General features: G+C 60.8%; 4 protein-coding genes. All 4 read left to right on the forward strand.

The window, feature by feature from the left end:
• On the forward strand, nt 1-570 hold a 570-nt coding region (locus B5F94_RS16540; RefSeq protein ID WP_158100315.1), incomplete at its 5' end, for a hypothetical protein.
• Between the two features lie 13 nt (nt 571-583).
• Nucleotides 584-1,750, forward strand: a complete 1,167-nt coding sequence (locus tag B5F94_RS15590; RefSeq protein WP_087331447.1) for a hypothetical protein — start codon at nt 584-586, stop codon at nt 1,748-1,750.
• 12 nt (nt 1,751-1,762) lie between these two features.
• Nucleotides 1,763-2,122 (forward strand): hypothetical protein, encoded by a 360-nt coding sequence (locus B5F94_RS15595; RefSeq protein ID WP_087331449.1) that lies wholly within the window; start codon nt 1,763-1,765, stop codon nt 2,120-2,122.
• A gap of 40 nt (nt 2,123-2,162) precedes the next feature.
• A partial coding sequence (locus B5F94_RS15600; protein ID WP_204247513.1) for an N-acetylmuramoyl-L-alanine amidase occupies nt 2,163-3,507 on the forward strand: 1,345 nt, incomplete at its 3' end.

Here is a 3,507-nt window from a genome sequence, read left to right on the forward strand (position 1 = left end):
CGGGAATTGAGAGTGGAGGGGATCATCCCGGAGGGCTGGACCTGGGATCTGCTGGTGCAGGCCGGAAAAAATCTGGATATTATCCGCCTGAACCAGGGGGAAAACAGCCTGTCTGTAATACTCACATCTGAGATGCTGGCGCTGTCCGGATACTATGTTCTTCAACTGAGGGCCACTCAGGGAGAAAAGGTGCGGCATACCAATGTACTCCGGGTATATGTACCGGAGAGCCTGTCCGGCGATGCTCAGTGGCCCGAACTTCCGACTGAGTTTTCCCAGGCTGAGGCAATCATCCGGGAGCTCAACGCCCATCCGCCAATCCCAGGGAGCGAGGGGTTCTGGATGGTTTGGAACACGGAAACAGACCAATACGAGAAGTCCAGCCTTCCGCTCCCTGCTGGCAGTGGGGGTGGATACGTGATTGGCTCCGGACTGAAGCTGGACGGAGAGACGAACACCCTGTCTGTAGATACAGCCGACCAGGTGGAGGCAGACAACTCAAAACCCATCACCTCCGCAGCTGTATTTGTTACCGTTGGAAATATCGAGTCTCTTTTGGGGACCATTTAAGGAGGGCAAATCTATGAGCATTCAGACCGAAATCACCCGCATTGAAAACGCAAGAAACACCATGCGAAACAAGGCCGTTGAGCTTGGCATTGCTGAGGGTACCGCCAAAATGGACGTGCTGGCGGCGGCCTTTGACGGAATTGTAAATCAGGGCGCCGTATCCGCCACTGTGACAGAGGGTGACACCTATACCATCCCGAAGGGCTACCACAACGGCAGCGGTACGGTATCTGGAACCGCTGGTGGGGGCAACTACAAGCTTCAGAGTAAGCAGGTCACCCCCACCAAGCAGCAGCAAAATGTAACGCCTGACGGAGGCTTTTACGGCCTGTCCGACGTGACTGTGGCGGCCATCCCGGCGCAGTATCAGGACGTATCCAGCGTCACGGCCATCGCCGCCGACGTTCTGGCGAATAAGAACTTCGTGACGAAGGACGGCCAGCTGACCGCCGGCACCATGCCCAATATCGGCGCTGTGTCCGAAACTCTGAACACCACCACGAAGTTCTACACCGTTCCGAAGGGCTACCACTCCGGCACCGGCACTGTATCCATCGTCACCGAGGAAAAGACTGCCACCCCCACCAAGGCGCCCCAGGACATTACCCCCACCACGGGCAAGGTGCTGAGTAAGGTTACGGTGGAGGCCATCCCCGCCGAGTTCGTCGATACCTCCGACGCCACCGCCGCCGCCGGGGAGATCCTGGATGGCAAGACCGCATACATCGGCGGGCTGAAGGTGGAGGGCACCATGGCCAACAACGGGGCGGTGGCAAAGACTCTGGACAGCACCACCACCAGTTTCACCATCCCAGCCGGTTATCATGACGGCAAGGGCACTGTAGGCATTGATGTGGAAACAAAGACAGCCACGCCCACCGAGTCCCAGCAGACCGTAGCCCCCACCGCCGGGAAGGTCCTTACCGCGGTCACCGTTGAGGCCATCCCCGCCAGGTACAAGGACACGACGCCGGTGACTGCCGCCGCCGCTGACGTGCTGGACGGCAAGTTTATTGTTACCGGCACCGGGGCCGTTGAGGGCACGATGCCCAACAACGGTGCAGTGAATAAGACCATTGACGGCCTGACCGAGACAAGCGCCGCCATCCCCGCAGGCTACACCACCGGCGGCACGGTGAGCCTGGACAGCAGCATTGAGGACGCCCTTGCTTCGATCTGAGGAGGTGTTACTATGAGTATTCAAAGTGAGATTGATAGACTGGCGGGCATAAAGGCCGACCTGAAATCTGCCCTTGCAGAGAAGGGGCAGACCGTGGGGGAGGTGTTCAGCGCCTACCCGGCGGCGGTGAGGGCGGTTGAGACGGACCCGATGGTGCAGAGCATTGTGATTAACAACAATTCGCCCTGCGACTTGCGGTTTTTTGACGAATTTATTGTTAGAGCCGGATTACAAGGCTATACAAGAGATGGCGGAAGGTTCAGCAGCCTGTTTTCCCAGTTCAGCATATACAACATGACAGGCAATGCGATTCGGCGCATCTATTTTGATTATGCCGGTGATGGCCACGAGATGACCATAGATATCGAGTAGGATCCAGAGCTGGCAGCATCTGATTTTCGGAGGAACTAAAATGAACAAACAGATTGCCCATGTGCCGCTGGAGCAGATCAGCCGTTTGGAGATCGTGGTCACCAAGTGCCGCAAGTCTCTGATGGAAGTGAAGGGGGAGACCGGCGCGGACTACATCCTCAACGGAGGGATGTGGAACCCGGACGGTTCCCCCTGTGTGGGGCTGAAGGTGGGCGGCAGGCTGCTGTCCCGGACGCCGTGGGGCAACGTCCACGGCTACGGGTGGACGGGCACGGACATCCACATGACCCTGGACTGGAACAGCAACGCCAACTATCTGGCGGTATCCCCCATCATCAGGGACGGGGCGAAGTATCCGGAAAAGACCTACGACAAGGCCCAGGACGGCGTGCGGGGGCGGTCCGCCATTGGCATGACCCGGGATGCCCTGGTGCTGTATTGCGCCAAAGACGGCACACGGGACGCGAAAGACCCCGATGGTCTGACGCGGGAGCTGCTGGCGCTGGGCTGTGACACGGCCATGATGCTGGACGGCGGCGGGTCGTCCCAGTGTGATTTTGCCGGGACGCAGATCCAATCTGCCCGGAAGGTCCACAACTGGATCTGCGTATGGACAAAAAAGACGGCGGAGAGCCCGCCGCAGAAGGAGGACAAGCCTGTGAACAAGCCTGTTGTATGCCTGGACCCGGGCCACGGGCCGGGGTGTGTCAACGGTTCCGCCGACGGGACCTACAAGGAGCGCGACTTTACCTGGGATCTGTACACCCGCCTGCGGCCTCTGCTGGAGGCACAGGGCATCACGGTGGTAAGCACACGGGAAAAGGAGAGCGACTATCCCGGCCTCAGCGCCCGGGCCTCGGTAAGTAACCGGGCGGGGGCGGACCTGTTCGTCTCCCTCCACTCCAACGCCGCCGGGAGTTCTGCCCGGGGGTTTGTGGCCTTCACCTCCGCGCCCCCGGAGACGGCGGCCCGGAACAAGCTGGCAGCGGCTGTCATCAACCGCATCCACGCCGCCGGTGTGGTGATGTGGGGGAGCGGGCTGGCCCATGACCTTTTAACCGTTCTGACCGCCACCACCGCCCCGGCGGTGCTGCTGGAATACGGCTTCCACACCAACGCTCAGGACCTGGCCCTGCTGAAGGACGCCGCCTACCGGGACAAGTTGGCCCGGGCCACCTGCGCCGGGATCTGCGACTATCTGGGCCTGGAGGTCAAGGAGCCGGACCAGGAGAGCGGACAGCCCAATGAGCCGGACGGCTGGGCCAAGGAGGCGTGGAGCAAGGCCGTGGCCGCCGGGATCTTCGACGGCACCCGGCCCCGGGACGGGCTGACCCGTCAGGAGGCTGCCGTGGTGCTGGACCGGCTTGGACTGCTGCCGGAGAAAG

It is taken from the genome of Flavonifractor sp. An4, from assembly GCF_002161755.1.
GTDB lineage: Bacteria > Bacillota > Clostridia > Oscillospirales > Oscillospiraceae > Flavonifractor > Flavonifractor avicola.

Bases quoted from the DNA above. Each gene is read 5' to 3' on its own strand.
- B5F94_RS15590 (WP_087331447.1), top strand. From the start codon at position 584: ATGAGCATTCAGACCGAAATCACCCGCATTGAAAACGCAAGAAACACC.
- B5F94_RS15595 (WP_087331449.1), top strand. From the start codon at position 1,763: ATGAGTATTCAAAGTGAGATTGATAGACTGGCGGGCATAAAGGCCGAC.